The sequence below is a fragment of the Bradyrhizobium sp. B039 genome (genome assembly GCF_038965675.1).
Classification (GTDB): domain Bacteria; phylum Pseudomonadota; class Alphaproteobacteria; order Rhizobiales; family Xanthobacteraceae; genus Bradyrhizobium; species Bradyrhizobium diazoefficiens.
The window spans coordinates 7,394,922-7,410,882 of sequence record NZ_CP152416.1 but is presented as its reverse complement, the minus strand read 5'-3'; the positions used below and the strand labels follow the sequence as shown (position 1 = coordinate 7,410,882).

The window sequence follows — 15,961 nt, the reverse complement described above, 5'->3', positions numbered from 1 at the left end:
CATGTATTGGTTGGCGAAGGCAGCCGACGAAGGTCTCTGCTCGTCTTTAAGCGGTCTACGCCTGTGGTGTCCTGATCGGCGGTGGACGCCAGTCGTGCTGGATTTTCAGCAAATTTCTTATCCCGAAAATTGGGCATGATGATCTTGCACTGGAATTGAGGGCATCACTGGCAGCGGGCTGCACTCGGAGAACGAGCTCGACATATGAGCATTTTGGATGTGAGGCGCGGCGCGCGTGAACTTCACCAATAACCTACCACTTCAGTCGAGGCCATCAAGCGGCGGCGCTCTTTGCGCGAGTTGAATACGACCAAAAGCGAACTTGACAAAGAGCGCGTGATCAAAGGTGAGTGTGCCTTTAATCATTCTCGTCAGCCACCTCTCTAAGCAATATCGCGGAGACACAACATCTTTCCGTTCTCTGGGCGCACCTCCTTATTTGGACCTGTTGATCTCTATCGCGATTTGGCTCTCGCTTATTCGAGAGCGTGTCGGTTGTTTAGCTCCGGATATAAAGGCGTCGATTGGAACGCTATCAGAACGCGACGTGCGTATGAAGTTTACAATTGCGCAGCTGCAACAGTGCAGACACCTCGCTTCGGAAGACATGCCAAAGCTTACACTTGGCGCGATGTCCTATAATATTGTCTATTTTTTTACCGTCGTCGCGCCGAGAAAACTATGTTACAAGCCGCTCCGCTAAAAAGGAGCATTCATCGTGAAGAAAGCAACTAAGAAAAGCGTTAAGCGGCGCGAATGGACGAAGGCAGATATCAAGGAGCTCAAAGTCCACTCGAAGGCCAGGACCCCGGTGATAAAAATAGCAAAGATGACCAAACGCAGTGTCGGTGCGCTCCGCCAGAAGGCCTTAAATCTTGGAATCGGACTCGGACATCAGCGGTAGCTTGGGCCGCGCTGGTACTTGCACGGTAGGGCGGCTCGCAGGCTGTCATTCGGCCTGCAATATTGACCCCCTAAGCCGGGGGATCGGCGTCCAAAATTGACCCCCTATAGGTTGGTCTGTTGCGCTGCCTGCTTTGGAATGAAGCAGGTGGTCGAGGATGCTGATCGTGGAGACGATTGCGCGGATTCGGCGCGAGCACTTCATCAAGGGCAAGACGATCAAGGAGATTGCCCGTGACCTGAAGGTGTCGCGGAACACGGTCCGGAAGGTGCTGAGGTCAGGAGAGACCTCCTTCGAGTACGAGCGGCAAGTGCAGCCGCGGCCAAAGCTGGGACGATGGGCAGTAGAGCTCGACGGACTGCTGGCGGCGAACGCGGCCAAACCGGCTCGTGAACAGCTGACGTTAATCCGGATCTTCGAAGAGCTGCGCAGCCGTGGCTATGACGGCGGCTACGATGCGGTGCGGCGTTACGCCAGGCGGTGGAGCAAGGAACGCGGGCAATCGACCGCGGCTGCTTATGTCCCGCTAAGCTTTGCCCCAGGCGAAGCCTACCAGTTCGACTGGAGCCACGAGGTGGTCTTGCTGAGCGGCACCACGGTGATGGTGAAGGCCGCCCATGTCCGGCTCTGTCACAGCCGCATGCTGTTCGTGCGGGCCTATCCGCGGGAGACGCAGGAGATGGTGTTCGACGCCCACGACCGGGCGTTCGCCCTGTTCAAAGGCACCTGCACCCGCGGCATCTACGACAACATGAAGACCGCCGTAGAGACGATCTTCGTCGGTAAAGGGCGTCTCTACAATCGCCGCTTCCTGCAGATGTGCAGCCACTATCTGGTCGATCCGGTCGCCTGCACGCCAGCGTCGGGCTGGGAGAAGGGGCAGGTCGAGAACCAGGTCGGGCTGGTCAGGGAACGCTTCTTCACGCCGCGGCTGCGGTTCAAAAACCTCGACGAGTTAAACGCCTGGCTGCTCGACAAATGCATCGCCTACGCCAAGGTTCATCGCCATCCGGAGCTGGTCGATCAGACGATCTGGGAAGTGTTCGAAGCCGAACGCCCCAAACTCGTTCCCTATGCCGGCCGCTTCGACGGCTTCCATGCGGTGACGGCATCGGTCTCGAAGACCTGCCTGGTGCGCTTCGACAACAACAAGTACTCGGTCGCAGCCAGCGCAGTCGGGCGACCGGTCGAGGTTCAAGCCTATGCCGATCGCATCGTGATCCGTCAGGATGGACGCATCGTTGCCGAGCACCCGCGATCCTTTGGCCGCGGCGATACCGTCTACGACCCCTGGCATTATGTGCCGGTGCTCGCCCGCAAACCCGGCGCCTTGCGCAACGGTGCTCCCTTCAAAGACTGGGTGCTGCCAGCCGCGATCGAGCGGATCCGGCGCAAGCTTGCCAGCACCGACGACGGCAATCGACAGATGGTCGACATCCTCAACGCGGTGCTGACTGACGGTCTGCCCGCGGTGGAAGCGGCCTGTGCCGAAGCGCTCAGTCACAGCGTCCATTCGGCCGATGTCGTTCTCAATATCCTGGCCCGTCAACGTGAACCCGCCCCACCGGCCAACATCATGACGCCGGCCGCACTGACGCTCCGTCATGCACCGATCGCCGATTGTGCCCGCTACGACAACCTCCGGAGGACCATCTGATGGAACGAACCCAAATCTTCGACCTCATGGGCGAACTCAAGCTCTACGGCATGAAGGCTGCCTTCGACGAGATCATGGCAACTGCCGTCAAGCGCCAGCACGAACCTCAGCGCATTGTCGGCGACCTGCTCAACGCCGAGATCAACGAGAAGCAAGCCAGGTCGATCAAATACCAGCTCACCATTGCCAAGCTTCCGCTTGCCAAGGACATCGCCGACTTCCAGTTCGACGGCACGCCGATCAATCAGACACTCGTCAATGATCTTGCTGGCGGCGGCTTCATCGCCCAACAACGCAACGTCGTGCTGGTTGGCGGCACCGGCACAGGCAAAACCCACCTGGCCATTGCCATCGCCAGAAGCTGCATCCGATCCGGTGCCCGCGGCCGCTTCTTCAACGTAGTCGACCTCGTCAATCGCCTCGAGACCGAGACCCGCAACGGACGGCAAGGACGGCTCGCCGAGCATCTGACCCGGATGGACTTCATTGTGCTGGATGAACTCGGCTATTTGCCCTTCGCCCAGTCCGGTGGCCAGCTTCTCTTCCACCTCGTCAGCCGGCTCTATGAGCGCGCCTCCGTCATCGTGACCACCAATCTCGCCTTCGGCGAATGGCCGAGCGTGTTCGGCGACGCCAAAATGACCACCGCGCTGCTCGATCGGTTGACCCATCACTGTGACATCGTCGAGACCGGCAATGACAGCTGGCGCTTCAAAAGCCGCGACGACGATCACGCCACCCGCGCTCGTCTCGTCTCCGCTATCCCGGCCAGCTCCAACGAGCCGAGCGCTACCGTCAAACCGCGGCGCACGAAGGGGTCAAAATTGGACGCCGATGAGGGGTCAAATTTACAGGCCGATTGACAGCTGTCCGTGATGTCGATGACTTCCTTGCGCTTTCTCCCGTCATCGTACCGCAATTCGAACGACACTCCCGATCCAGATGGGGCAAAGGGCTCAGGCGTAAGGCTGATCCACCCCGCCCCCAAATTCAGAATGATCGGTCGATCCGCCCGGAATCGCGCGTCGAGCAGCACCAAGTCCAATCGAAGAGACTGGAGCCGCACGTTGAGCCGTCGCCGCACGCCATCACGTGGCCAGATACGCAGTGTGTGAGCGAACGTCTCCATGATGCCACCGTGACAAACCTGCCCAAAGATGGGATCGTCGGCAACGATCGTCGCAGCAGCGCGGACCGCCCCACAAAATCCCAGGTCGATCTCGCACGAGTAATACCACGTTCCACGGTGATGCGGCTGACCGAGCCATGTGGTGCCGCTCGGCGCCGGCTCGAAGCCGCCACCGGCCGCGCCGTCATTCTCCTCGCCCGGATACCAATAGCCATGACCCGCCGACGCAGGGCCGCTGTTCAGCAAAGCCCACGCGCTGAGTTGTGAGGCATAGCCGAGACGAAGGAGCGGATGCGGGTCGTCTGCATCGTTCAGCGCATGATCAAGCAGCGCCCAGCCACCCATCTGCGCCATGTAAGTCAGCGTATAGGCGTCGCCCGCAGTGTGGCGATAATCGCTGCCCAGATAGTAATAAGCAGGTTCCAGCCAGCCACGGCAGAACAGATTTGCAGCGATCTGACGCTCCGAGAAGGCACGCGCCGCCGCCTTCGAAACCCCCATGGCGACAGGGTCGTCAAGGGCCGAGCGCGCCAGTGCCTGCGTTGATTCGAAGGCTGTGGAATCGAACGGATATTCAGACTTGAACAGGTCCGCCTTCGGATCGACGAAGGCGCGCACCTTACGCGCCCAGTGCGCCTCCAACGTCGCCGCCCCGCGTGTCAAGCCCGCCGTCGTGAGCGCCGAAACCAGTTCGGGGATCACACATTCGTTGTAGAAGCCGGTGCGGTAGGCAGACCACATCACCACGCGCATCGGCACCGTGAACATGGCCAGCGCCGTACCGTAGGCGCGTACCAAATAATCTCGTGCGCTCTGGCGGGTGGGTATCGCGGGATGGTCACGCGCGATGCGGTGCATGGCCAAATACATCGCGAAGATGTGCGGATAGACATAAGGCCGCCAGATATGCAGGCGACCCTTCGGGCCGGGATCGCTGCTTTCCCTGTTCTGCTTCCAATCGGGTATGCCGTAGAGGCCGTAGGCGTATGCCTCCTGTGTGGTACGTTGCAGCCCGCCCCAGACGAACGTGTCTATATACCGATCCAGCGCCGCCACTTCCGCCACATCAGGATGCTCGGCATTCTTGGTCGCGAGGTAAGCGGGCTTGCTCAGCCCGGGATCATCACACGTCACCTCGTAGATGCGCCAACCCTTGATCCGGTCGTAATTGTCCGGGCCAAGCAGGACCTGCGTCTCCATATTCCACTCGCCAAACAAACCGTCGTACCATTTGGACGGGTCACGATGCTGCCGCTTCACGATGAAGGTTGCGCGCTTCTTCATCATCGTCTCGACGGGCTCGGTAGCGGAGAATTCAAGAAATGTCTGGCGCGCACCCGGCTGGTGCAGGGTCAGCCGGTTCTCGCCCAATCGCGAAAAGCGAACCCGCCACAGGCGCCTGCCAGCCCGATCCGGCAACCGTTGCACCACCGTGTCGCCGGTAAATTCCGCTTCGATTCGCTCCACCGGAATGGAGGACGCGAGCGCGATGTCGACATGCAGGTCATTGGGAACCGTCATGCCCGGCATCACTTCCACGTCCACCAGACCGGCGTCCGCGATAGCCCTGCGCGCCGCCTCGTAATTGGCAACCCATTGGAAGCGGAGACGGTAACGCCGTTGCTCGGCCGGCGACAGGGACAGGGAATGCGTCGGCTGTCGCCAGCGAGTCCCCGCCGCCACTGCCTCGCCGGCGGCCGCTCCGCCCAAGATGTAGGCGCACCACGTCCCACTGGCTTCGGCCGAATCCTTGTGGACATCCCAATATTCCAGTGACGTGTCCGCTTCCGGTAAGAGCATGAGGAAGGGGCCGGTGCTGTTGCCGCGAATCCAGAAGATGTGCGATCCATGCCCCGAGACGAAGCTGTGCTTCAAAACAGCCACCGATGCCGGTTGCCCTGCCGGAAATTCGGTGTTCATCGGCATGGGAAAATAGAGGTCGCCAACCTCCACGCTCGCCATGCCGTCGTTCCGCAGCATGATCTCCCACGTCAATCCAGCCTCGTCGACTGCGAGGCGGGTCGTGAGAAGGACGCCGGCATCGCGGGCTGCTAGTTCAAGGGCCGCGCTATGCATCGGCTTCGTTGCATCAACGCCGGTTCGAAGCGTATGCCACTCGGATCCGGCACGCCGAACTCTAGCGTGAGCCGTCCCCAGCACGGCTCCAGGCAGAACATAATCCGTGTCATACGCATCGTTACGATAACGCAAGGAGGTAATGCCGTCTTGTGTGCACCCAACGACGAAGGGAGAGTCGACCGCCTTCAACACCATGGCAACCTTGCGCTGCGGCCGATTGGGTGTAGGCAGCGTAACGCCCCCGAAAAACGCGCTACCCAAGAAGCTACTGCCCAACAGCATCGTACGACGCGTATACGTCCAGGCTTTAGACATGGCTTTAGACTTCGTCATCAACCGTATCCGGTATCGCTCCATACGGATGATCAAGGCGTGCCGTTTCCCGCCGTAAACGTCAACGCGACAAAGCGACATACGTTCTCAAGTACCCAGCGTTCGGTTGCCACCGCTTCGTCACCATCGGTCCTCACGGTGCCCTTGGACACCAGAGCTTGCTCGCAAGGAGGCCAAGCTGCTCTTGGGCCTAGTTGCCAATGGCAAAGACCCGGTCGATGACAAAGTTCACGGCGCGCCTGAGGCATTCGGCCGAGCGCCGCCCCTCGACATTGCGCGGCTTCCACTGCCTGCTCACTACTGCGTAGTCTTACTTAATCAGAGTGTCGCGGCTTTTACCGAGAAGATTCCTATTTTTGAGAAGACTCATCTATTCGGCGTGCGGAGAGGCTGAGATGGGTCGGGTAAAATGGGGGACGTCGCGTCGAGGTTTTCGGCGTATGTTGAGGGTTTTACGAGCGTGATCGGGGACGGAGGCTGAGCCAAACCGCTTCGCGATTACTCCGCCGGTCTGATGATGCCTTGCGATCGCAAGAGTGTCGAGCCGATGGCCGCCATCACGGCTCCTGAACGGAGAGCAGCGCAACACCAGTCGTTGTTACATTTTGCCGGTCAAGGCGACTGGTTGGGTCAGCAAGTAAATTTTGTGATTTGTAGTGCGTCGGAAGGACTGGATGTAGGCCAGCTTGGGACATGAGGAACATTAATCGTGAGCTCCGCGCTCGCGAGGGCGCCATTCCGGCACCAGCGCGAGGCAGGCTGAGCGTCGACGACTTCTGTGCCCTCAAGGAAATCACCAAATATTGCCGATGCGGTTGCGGAGGCAGCGCGCGCTCTCTGCCGCGCAATCGTCTGATGCTTTGCGACGTCACCACGACTTTCACGAGATGGGCCTGCCGACATTTCGATGTCGTCGAAATCAACACTCTCTTGGGCCGAAATCTTCCGGACCTGGAAGCTCTCGCCGTTGCACAAGTGCAACGACATTTCGCTGCGATCGGCGAGGCAGACGAACGCTGGGTGGGCGATGGTATGCATCGCATCGAGGGCGAAGAGACTGAGATCTGTCCCTTCTGCGCTCAGGACCATGCGAATTCGCCGCGCATCGAGACTACCGCGCGTACTTCAGTGAGGGCTAAAGACGGCGGAGCAGAGCAATATTGTTGAAAGATACAAAAAGAGAAGGAAGGTTTATCGCGAAATGACAAGAACGCGTAGTCAAATAGCGGACCAAAGTAATGTGTTTAGTGAATGAGTGAAGGACTTGATTCCCTTTCCAGAAAGAACAAATGTTGCCGAGAAAATACAAGAGATTCTAACAAGCGCGGCGAACCGGGCGCCGGAGGAGCCTATTTTTTGACGAATATCGAAACGTTTGCGAGGCGCCGCCGGCGCACGAAGTCGTGCCTCGCGCGCTTTGCTTGTCACCTGAGCATAGGGACGTCCTTTTATGGATCCAATCAGGGCAGCAGAAGACAGCCGATGAAATTGCCGAGCTCAATCGCAACGTCGATGCGCAGCAAGCCGAGCTAAGGCGGATCTCGGATCAGATCGCAACCCTGACCCAAAGAATCGAGGGGCTGCAGAATCCGGCGCCTGTTGCTTCTCCTGCTCCTGCTGCTTCTTTGCCCCCCGCGCGCACCACATCCAAGCCGGCCAAGAGAGACGTCCGGCCCTCGAAACCGCAGGGGCTGGTTTCCGTCGGAGGCGGGCCGCTGACTGCAGAGCCAAGCACGGAACAGCGCTGATGACCACAAAATGCCTGCCATATGAGGCTTCGCCTTCCAACCACGTCGAAAACCGACGGTCCACCATCTTGATTGGCAGGCCGAGCCTCTCATTGCGCCGCGCGGTTTCGGAAATCTTCTGCGAGTCGCAAGAAGTTCATGAGCAGGACGTGCCCCTGTGAGGTAAGTATCGACTCGGGATGGAACTGGACCCCATAGGTGGGATAATAGCCGTGCGTGAGGGCCATGATCTCGCCTTCCTCCGAACGCGCTGTCACTATGAGGTTCTGCGCACATGATTGATCAAGCTCGACGATAAGTGAATGGTAGCGTCCGACCTCAAGCGGGGTTGGCAGCCCCTTGAATAACCCTCGGCCGTCATGCGCAACGTATGAGCGCCGACCGTGCATGGGCCGACGCGCACGCCCCACCCGTCCTCCGAAAACACTCGCAATACACTGATGTCCAAGGCAGATGCCGAGAATTGGTACGCGTCCTGAAAGTTCGCGAACTACTGCTGTCGATATTCCTGCCTCAGTGGGGGTGCAGGGGCCGGGCGATATGACCACCGCGCGCGGGTTGAGACCAACGAGCTCGCTGATGCTGATAGCGTCGTTTCGGATCACTTCCGTTACTTCACTGAGCTTGTGGAAATAGCGGGCAATGTTGAACACGAAGGAATCGTAATTATCGACGATGACAATCAAAATGCACCAGCTGGTTCAGAACCAAATGCATCAAAGATTCGCGCTGCCTTGGCGAGCGTTTCCTCGTATTCGCCCTCGGGCTCCGACAAGGCCGTTATACCGCTGCCCGCATGAAACACAGCCAGGCCGCCGTCGATGGTGACAGTGCGGATCGCAATACTGGTGTCCATGTGCCCGTTGAAGCCGATGAAGCCGATCGCCCCACAATAGACCTCTCGCGCTATGCGCTCGATTTCTGTAATAATTTCCATCGACCGCGGCTTTGGCGCTCCCGTAATGGAGCCGCCGGGAAAGCAAGCACGGAGCAGGCTAACAGCGTCTTCGTCTCCGGCAAGTGTCCCCGTAACGATCGACACGAGATGGTGCACTGAAGCATAGGACTCGAGATTGCACAGGGCCGGAACCCCGACCGAATGCGCGGTGCAAACGCGTGACAGATCGTTGCGCAAAAGGTCGACAATCATCGTGTTCTCGGCATGATCCTTTTCGGAAGCGAGGAGAACAGCCGCACGGCGCTGGTCTTCCTTGAAATCAGGAGAACGCGCGATTGTGCCCTTGATAGGTCGTGTCTCGACTTGTCGCCCCTCAAGTTTCAGGAATCGTTCCGGCGAACTTGATGCGATGGTCAGCTTTCCCCATCGCAGCAGGGCCGCAAAGGGCGCTGGATTCAATGATCGTAGCTGGCAATAGAAGGCGAGCGGATCAAACGAGGTCGACAGGCGGGTGCTGAAACGCTGCGCAATATTCGTCTGGAACACGTCACCCGCGAGGATCAAGTCGATCACGTGTTGTACCGCCGCGATGTACCCCTCGCGGCTGAAGTTCGAGTGCCATGCGCCCGCTTTGCTGGGACAACCCTTCTGTGGCGCCTTTGCACCGGCAAGCAATGCTGCAAACTCGTCGGCTCGACGAAGCGCTCGTTCGCTCCGTCGCACGCTATCCTGCTCCGGCCATCCGGTCGAGACGATCCAGCATTTGTTATCCCGGTGGTCGAAGCTGATGACCACGTCATAGAAATGCAAGATAGATTGGGGCAAACCCAGACCGGCAATTGCCGGCGCAGACAATCGCTCCAATGTCCTGTTCATGTCGTAGGCAAGGTAGCCTGCCGCTCCTCCCTGGAATGGCGGGAGATCGGGACGATGCTCTTGCGGGTACTTCGCGAGTAGCGTGCGAAGGACCTTCCATGGTTCGGCCTCGAAAGTCAGTCCGTTCCAACTGGCTCGGCCGTTCGTGACCCTGTAGGTGCTGAACGGGTCGCACGTTAGATATGAGTAGCGCCCAAGCAGCTCGTGCCTTGCCGCGCTATCGAGAAACGTGAGATGCGATCGATGCCCGAGACGTCGCATCGCCGTGACAGGTTCAACCCACTGCAACTCGCGAACGTACATCGGGTTATCGGTCACAGGGGGCTGACGTCGTGAAGGTGCCGTTCCATCTGTTGCCCCACCGATGAGAATGACGCTTGTCTGCGATGGGCCGAAACATGAGGCCCATTGCCAAGTTAACCCGGCGGCGGACTTTTTGCTGCGACAGCACCAGGATCATCCTGCCGTGGAGGCGAAAGGGGTATCTGTTGATACATCGAAGTCGGCCGCGAACCGCAGCTCGCGGAGCGGTCGGACCCGTTTAATCGACTCCTGGTAGAGCTCGTGCGCTTTGTACGCTGCGAGCTCCGTCTCGCTGTCGAACTCACCATAGACCACGATGTCGATATCGTTGCCGAGCTGATCGGTCTTGCGGTTGCGGGCAACCTCAAGCCGGCGCGCATGTGGTATCGTGGTGAGAAGCGAAAGACCTTCGATGATCTGGTCGATATGCGCCTCGTCCTTGGCGCTGAAGAAGACGATGTGACGAATCATGGCGGTCCGTGGAGATGTCGCTAGCGGGTGCCATAACTATCTGGGAATAGAGCCGGTTGCAATGAGGCTAGTCGCTTGCCGCATGATCGTCGCTTGCAATCGTCGGCGATCCGGCAATGAAGCTTGCCAGATTTGCTCAGGGCGCCGGAAGGGCAAGGCGCTCAATGGTTTGAATGTGCCGCGTGAGCAGGTTACAGGCGTGATCGACGTTGCGCGTTCGCAAGGCTTGCAGAATCAGGCGGTGATCTTGATTGGAGCGCGGTCGCCAGCCCGCCGATCGCGCCATCGCGAACACCAATCGAGAATTGGCAAGCTGCAATCCATCGAGGCTCGCGAGCAGACGCGGCATTCCGCACGGCGCGACCAAGGCTTGGTGAAAGGCGCGGTTGGCCATCTCAAACTCCTCGATCGTCTTTGCATTGTCTCCTTCGATTAGGGCGAGCTCGATTTGAGCCAAATGAGATGTTGTCAGCCTTGGCCCCGAATGGCGCAATGCCACCACCTCGAGCGCGGCGCGCATTTCGGCGATCTCTTTCACTGAACGGGTATCGAGCGGGGCAACCCGAACACCGCGACGCGGCACAGCGACAACAAGATGTTGTGCCTGCAGGTGCCGAAAGGCCTCGCGCACGGGGACGTGGCTGGAATTGAATTCTCGTGCAACGTGATCCTGACGGAGTGGTGCGCCTGGCGCTAAGGCGCCGCTGATAATGCGCTCAGCGATTGAGTCCGCGATGCGCGCGACCATCGTCATGTTGTCAGCAGTGATCATAGATTATCTACCGCAATAATCGGTGCATTTGCGAGGCAGCTCGATTAGCATCTCTTCGAGAGCGATGACTATAGATAATTCACGCGATTATCTACAATTGAGCGGGATTGGGTTATGGATGCTGCTGTGCAAGTCCAACGGAAGGAAGCTAGCAACGGGGCGCGGGTTCGTAATCATTGGAACGTCGAAGAGGTTAAGGCGCTCTACGACCTTCCTTTTGCCGACCTGATGCTTCAGGCGCAGCGCGCTCATCGCAAGAACTTCGATCCAAACCACGTCGAAACTGCGAGCCTGCTCAGCATCAAGACCGGCGGCTGTCCGGAGGACTGCGGCTACTGCTCGCAAAGCGCGCATTATGCGACCGGCCTGAAAGCGACCCGCCTGATGCGTTGCGCCGATGTGGTTGCGACCGCACAGCGCGCGAAGGATGCCGGCGCCACGCGCTTCTGTATGGCCGCGGCCTGGCGCACGCCAAAAGATCGCGATCTTGATTCTGTCTGCGACATGGTCAACGCGGTCAAAGGTCTCGGCATGGAAACGTGTGTCACGCTCGGCATGCTGACACAGAAGCAGGCCGCGCGCCTCGCCGAGGCCGGCCTTGACTTCTACAATCACAACGTCGACACATCGCCCGAGTTTTACAGCAAGATCATCACCACCCGCAGCCTGCAGGACCGCATCGATACGCTGGCGCATGTGCGCGATGCCGGCATCAAGATCTGCTGCGGCGGGATTATCGGCATGGGCGAGCGCGTCGAGGACCGCCTAGGTATGCTCGTGTTGCTCGCCAATCTTCCCAACCATCCCGAAAGCGTGCCGATCAACCTGTGGAACAAGATTGGCGGCGTGCCGGTGGAAGACACCGCGGAGCCTCCCGATTCGATCGCGCTGGTCCGGCTGCTGGCGACCGCGCGGGTCATTATGCCGAGGAGTGTGGTTCGCTTGTCCGCCGGGCGGCAATACATGACCGATGAATTGCAGGCGCTTTGCTTCTTGGCCGGCGCAAATTCAATCTTTGTCGGCGACGTGCTCTTGACCACCAAAAACCCGAAAGTTGATCGCGACGCGGATTTGCTGGCCCGGCTCGGCATCACGTCCGGGCTCGCCTGACGGAAGCAGTGCGCGCAATATGTTGCCCCTACATCCAGCCTAGGTGAGAAATGCAGATAACTTTGATGAAGGGCGAGATCCATCGCGCCTCATTGACCGAAGCCGATCTGCACTATGAAGGCTCGATCTCGATAGATCGTACGCTCCTGGAGGCAGCAGGAATGGTGATCAACGAGCGCGCCGAAATCTACAATGTCGAAACGGGGACGCGCTTTGCCACCTACGTGATCGAGGCGCCGCCGATGTCTGGCACGATAAGCCTGAACAGTGCGGCCGCCCGACTGGTGATGCCCGGAGACAAGATCATTATCGTTGAATATGCCTCATTCGACGAGGCCGAAGCAAAGATGTTCAAGCCGCGCATTGTGCGTGTGGACCGAGACAATCGCATCCTGGCAAGTTGAACCTAACGGGCCATCCTTCCTTCTTAAACGGCCAACGCATTTTTGCGCGATTTGATGCGATCCTCGGAGTGATGAATGCGGTCGATCCAAATAGCTAGACTTAGTCCCTACGTCGCAGCGTTGAATGCCTTGAATGAAGATGAACGGCTGCGCTGCCTCAAGCCGCGCGTGGGGATCGATTTCGCATCGAACGACTATCTGGCGCTCGGGAACGCCTCGCGCATCAAAAAGGCGATGGTCGCCGCGCTCGAGGCGGGCACTCCGGTTGGAGCCGGCGGGTCGCGGCTTCTGCGCGGCAATTGCGAGGAGCATGAACGGCTCGAAACAGAAGCGGCTCAGTTCTTTGGCGCGGAGGCAGCGCTTTTCTTTGGAGGCGGCTACATCGCAAATTTTGCCCTCCTGACAACGCTCCCGCAGCGCGGCGATCTGCTCGTTCTCGATTCGCTCGTGCACGCCAGTATTCACGAGGGGGCGCGGGCCGGTCGCGCAGAGTGTCGAATTCACGCGCACAATGATCCCCAGTCAGTCGAAGACGCAATTCGCGCCTGGCGAAACAAAGGTGGAGCGGGCCGCGTGTGGATTGTGGCCGAAAGTCTCTACAGTATGGATGGCGACTTCGCTCCACTCGAAGAGCTAGTGGCAATCGCCGATCGCCAAGACGCGTTTCTGATCGTGGACGAGGCACATGCCACAGGCGCTTACGGGCATCAAGGACGAGGGCTCACGGCCCCTTATGACAAGCGCGAAAATCTCATCGTCGTTCATACCTGCGGCAAAGCGCTCGGTGCGGCGGGTGCACTTGTTACGGCCTCCGGCATCTTGCGCGATTTCATGGTCAACCGCTGCCGTCCGTTTATTTTTGCCACCGCCCCATCACCATTGATGGCCGTTGCCGTTCGAGAGGCACTCCTCACCCTGCAGAAAGAGCCGGAGCGGCAGCAACGGCTGGCCAAACTCGTTGCGTTCGCGCATCGGCAGATCACCTCGCTTGGTTTGCGCACACCATCGACCTCTCAGATCGTGCCCTACATCGTAGGTGACAATGCTCATGCAATGCGACTTGCCTCTGCTCTGCAGGCGCGCGGCTTCGATATCCGCGGAATTCGGCCGCCAACCGTCCCTGCAGGCACCGCCCGCTTGCGAATTTCGTTGACACTCAATGTTGGCGAAGCGGACGTGCGCGCGATGCTCGATGCGCTGGTTGAGGTGACGAGGGGCTCGTTTCGATGAATAAACGGATCGTCGTGACTGGTACGGACACCGGCGTCGGCAAAACGGTATTCTCCGCAGGGCTCGCCGGGCTTCTCGGCGCGAATTACTGGAAGCCGGTCCAGGCTGGACTCGAACAAGAGATCGACTCCGAGTGCATCCGCCGCCTCGGTGGCCTCTCGTCCGATCGGATTGTCCCGGAGCTCTATCGACTTCGGACGCCCGCGTCGCCCCATCACTCAGCGGAGATCGACGGCGTTCGCATAGATACAGAGACGCTTGGACTGCCGGACAGCGGCGAGCGGCGACTCGTGATCGAAGGCGCCGGCGGACTCATGGTGCCGCTGACAGCGCGCACGCTTTACATCGACATCTTCGAGCGCTGGCAGCTTCCCGTCGTGCTTTGCGCAAGGACGGGACTGGGCACAATCAATCACTCCCTGCTCTCCATAGAGGCTCTGCGGAAGCGTCAGATTCGAATCCTTGGGATTGCGTTCATTGGCGAAAGAAACGCCGAAACTGAAAGCGCGGTTTGCGAGATCGGGAGAGTGCGTTGGTTGGGACGGCTCCCGTGGCTTGTTCCCCTCACAAACGATAGGCTGCAGGCCGCTTTCAAAGACTCCTTTGTTAGCAGCGATTTCCTGAACCTATGAAGACAGCTAAGAGGTCGCCGATCTGGCATCCGTTCACGCAGCATGCTCTACAGCGGGACATGACGAAGGTGGTCCGGGGAGAAGGGGCCTATCTCTACACCGAAGATGGCCGACGCCTTATCGATGCAATCTCCTCCTGGTGGGTCGTGACCCACGGCCATTGCCATCCATGCATCGTGAACGCGATCCGAGAACAGGCAGGCAAGCTCAACCAGGTCATCTTCGCCGGATACACTCACGACCCGGCTGAGCAGGTTGCGACGGAACTATTGAAGGTCACCTCCGCAGCGCTCGAACATGTGTTCTTCTCCGATAGCGGGTCCACCAGCGTCGAAGTCGCGCTGAAAATGGCGCTCGGCTACTGGCGCAATACCGGAAGAGAGCGAACCAAAATTGTGGTGATGCAGCACTCGTACCATGGCGACACGATCGGGGCGATGTCGGTAGGTAGCCGAGGCATCTTCAATGCGGCCTACGGGGCGCTGATGTTCGAGGTGACCTCGATTCCGTTCCCGGCAAGAGATTGTGAGCAAAGAGCTCTCGATGCGCTTGAAAACGCGTGTCGAAACGAACATCCCGCAGCCTTTATCGTGGAGCCCCTGATATTGGGTGCCGGTGGAATGCTGATGTATTCGCCCTCGGTGCTAAGAGAGATGAAGCGGATTTGCGAAGCCTTTGACGTCCTGTTCATTGCGGACGAGGTCATGACAGGCTGGGGCCGGACGGGTACCTTGTTTGCGTGTGAGCAGGCCGATGTCACGCCCGATATTGCTTGCTATTCGAAAGGCCTCACGGCTGGGGCGCTGCCGCTCGCCGTCACACTGTGTCGTGCCGATATTTTCGATGCGCATTATTCTGAAGATCGCACGCGTACGTTTTTTCATTCGAGCTCATATACGGCCAATCCAGTGGCCTGTGCCGCCGCCAAGGCTAATCTGGACCTATGGCAGGATCAGGAGTATCGCTGGCGGCTGGCATCCTTGGCGAGGATGCAAGAACAGGCACTCGCGCCGTTCCGCCTCGATTCACGGTTCGCAAACGTGCGGCGCACAGGAACAGTCACAGCGGTTGAACTCAACACGCGCGATGCCGGCTATCTGGCGGACATCGGTCCGAGGCTTTTGGCTTTCTTCCAAGCGCGGGATCTGCTGTTACGCCCACTCGGTAACACGATCTACGTGATGCCGCCTTACTGCGTTACGGCGGCCGATCTTGATGAAATCTATACTGCCATCCGCGACGCTGCTGACTTGCTGATGTGAGATGCACGAGACTGTGCGATCGTCTGCAGTGACAGGATCTTGGAAGGGAAAGTGCCCGTATTGCTGCTTTTGATAGTGCAACGAGGATGCAGCCCCCAACTTAAGCGCTCCCGATCCAACTGCCGCAGTAATTCTGCGGGCTAGTCATGCAAG

12 protein-coding genes and 2 pseudogenes are annotated in these 15,961 nt (G+C 59.0%); 9 read left to right on the top strand and 5 right to left on the bottom strand.

Annotated elements, in window-relative coordinates; translation table 11 throughout:
- Positions 1-1,061 precede the first annotated feature (1,061 nt).
- Positions 1,062-2,552, top strand: a pseudogene (gene istA, locus AAFG50_RS35245) (IS21 family transposase); the annotation flags it as partial.
- A gap of 8 nt (positions 2,553-2,560) precedes the next feature.
- The gene (gene istB / locus AAFG50_RS35240) at positions 2,561-3,424 is read left to right on the top strand and encodes an IS21-like element helper ATPase IstB (RefSeq protein ID WP_039183785.1); all 864 of its coding nucleotides are present in this window, start codon (positions 2,561-2,563) and stop codon (positions 3,422-3,424) included.
- 824 nt (positions 3,425-4,248) lie between these two features.
- Here istB and AAFG50_RS35235 read toward each other — a convergent pair.
- Positions 4,249-5,766 (bottom strand): annotated as a pseudogene (locus AAFG50_RS35235) (DUF5695 domain-containing protein); the annotation flags it as partial.
- An 850-nt stretch (positions 5,767-6,616) separates the two neighbouring features.
- On the opposite strand from AAFG50_RS35235, the gene AAFG50_RS35230 reads away from it, so the two are divergent.
- Both AAFG50_RS35230 and AAFG50_RS35225 read left to right on the top strand, forming a co-directional pair.
- Positions 6,617-6,799, top strand: a complete 183-nt coding sequence (locus tag AAFG50_RS35230) for a hypothetical protein (RefSeq protein ID WP_122975537.1) — start codon at positions 6,617-6,619, stop codon at positions 6,797-6,799.
- Complete coding sequence (locus tag AAFG50_RS35225; RefSeq protein WP_011084884.1) at positions 6,796-7,269, top strand: hypothetical protein; 474 nt, start codon at positions 6,796-6,798, stop codon at positions 7,267-7,269. The genes AAFG50_RS35230 and AAFG50_RS35225 overlap by 4 nt, the downstream gene beginning before the upstream one ends.
- A 670-nt stretch (positions 7,270-7,939) precedes the next feature.
- Here the strand turns inward: AAFG50_RS35225 and AAFG50_RS35220 are convergent.
- The 4 genes from AAFG50_RS35220 to AAFG50_RS35205 all read right to left on the bottom strand — a co-directional run bounded on the left by AAFG50_RS35220 (position 7,940) and on the right by AAFG50_RS35205 (position 11,170).
- On the bottom strand, positions 7,940-8,536 hold the full coding sequence (locus AAFG50_RS35220; protein ID WP_018646910.1) for an aminodeoxychorismate/anthranilate synthase component II: 597 nt from the start codon (positions 8,534-8,536) through the stop codon (positions 7,940-7,942).
- The gene (pabB, locus tag AAFG50_RS35215) at positions 8,533-9,927 is read right to left on the bottom strand and encodes an aminodeoxychorismate synthase component I (RefSeq protein WP_026312597.1); all 1,395 of its coding nucleotides are present in this window, start codon (positions 9,925-9,927) and stop codon (positions 8,533-8,535) included. The genes AAFG50_RS35220 and pabB overlap by 4 nt, the downstream gene beginning before the upstream one ends.
- Before the next feature lie 153 nt (positions 9,928-10,080).
- A complete protein-coding gene (locus tag AAFG50_RS35210) occupies positions 10,081-10,398 on the bottom strand; it encodes a Dabb family protein (protein WP_018646908.1) in 318 nt (105 codons plus the stop codon).
- Between the two features lie 136 nt (positions 10,399-10,534).
- On the bottom strand, positions 10,535-11,170 hold the full coding sequence (locus AAFG50_RS35205; protein WP_018646907.1) for a GntR family transcriptional regulator: 636 nt from the start codon (positions 11,168-11,170) through the stop codon (positions 10,535-10,537).
- Between the two features lie 114 nt (positions 11,171-11,284).
- On the opposite strand from AAFG50_RS35205, the gene bioB reads away from it, so the two are divergent.
- The 5 genes from bioB (at position 11,285) to AAFG50_RS35180 (ending at position 15,808) form a co-directional block, all read left to right on the top strand.
- Positions 11,285-12,280, top strand: coding sequence for a biotin synthase BioB (gene bioB, locus AAFG50_RS35200; protein WP_018646906.1), 996 nt, complete (start codon positions 11,285-11,287; stop codon positions 12,278-12,280).
- Between the two features lie 50 nt (positions 12,281-12,330).
- Complete coding sequence (gene panD, locus AAFG50_RS35195; RefSeq protein ID WP_018646905.1) at positions 12,331-12,684, top strand: aspartate 1-decarboxylase; 354 nt, start codon at positions 12,331-12,333, stop codon at positions 12,682-12,684.
- A 75-nt stretch (positions 12,685-12,759) separates the two neighbouring features.
- Positions 12,760-13,914, top strand: coding sequence for an 8-amino-7-oxononanoate synthase (locus AAFG50_RS35190; protein ID WP_018646904.1), 1,155 nt, complete (start codon positions 12,760-12,762; stop codon positions 13,912-13,914).
- The gene (gene bioD, locus AAFG50_RS35185; RefSeq protein ID WP_011084893.1) at positions 13,911-14,546 is read left to right on the top strand and encodes a dethiobiotin synthase; all 636 of its coding nucleotides are present in this window, start codon (positions 13,911-13,913) and stop codon (positions 14,544-14,546) included. Before AAFG50_RS35190 ends, bioD begins: the two co-directional genes overlap by 4 nt.
- Positions 14,543-15,808 carry an adenosylmethionine--8-amino-7-oxononanoate transaminase gene (locus AAFG50_RS35180; RefSeq protein WP_018646903.1) on the top strand — a complete coding sequence of 422 codons (1,266 nt, stop codon included), beginning with the start codon at positions 14,543-14,545 and terminating at the stop codon, positions 15,806-15,808. Before bioD ends, AAFG50_RS35180 begins: the two co-directional genes overlap by 4 nt.
- Positions 15,809-15,961: the final 153 nt, after the last annotated feature.